The organism is Pseudomonas onubensis (assembly GCF_965653655.1).
In the GTDB taxonomy this organism is placed as follows: Bacteria; Pseudomonadota; Gammaproteobacteria; order Pseudomonadales; family Pseudomonadaceae; genus Aquipseudomonas.
Genome location: NZ_CBFHAZ010000316.1, coordinates 1 through 416 on the forward strand (window position 1 = coordinate 1; position 416 = coordinate 416).

Sequence of the window (416 nt, forward strand, 5' to 3'; positions counted from 1 at the left end):
CACGGTGTGATTCATGACTGGGGTGAAGTCGTAACAAGGTAGCCGTAGGGGAACCTGCGGCTGGATCACCTCCTTAATCGACGACATCAGCTGCTCCATAAGTTCCCACACGAATTGCTTGATTCATGCGTTTGTCAAAGTACAGAGCTAACTATTCGACTCGAATAATTAGCTCTGATCTTTTTCAGAACCGTTCTTTAAAAATTTGGGTATGTGATAGAAAGATAGACTGAACGTTACTTTCACTGGTAACGGATCAGGCTAAGGTAAAATTTGTGAGTTCTCTTAGTTGAGAAATTCGAATTTTCGGCGAATGTTGTCTTCACAGTATAACCAGATTGCTTGGGGTTATATGGTCAAGTGAAGAAGCGCATACGGTGGATGCCTTGGCAGTCAGAGGCGATGAAAGACGTGGT

General features: G+C 43.8%; 1 rRNA gene. It reads left to right on the forward strand.

Annotation, left to right across the window (positions count from 1 at the left end):
• Positions 1-76: ribosomal RNA gene (locus tag ACTD9P_RS30130) — 16S ribosomal RNA — on the forward strand; the annotation flags it as partial.
• Between the last annotated feature and the right edge of the window lie 340 nt (positions 77-416).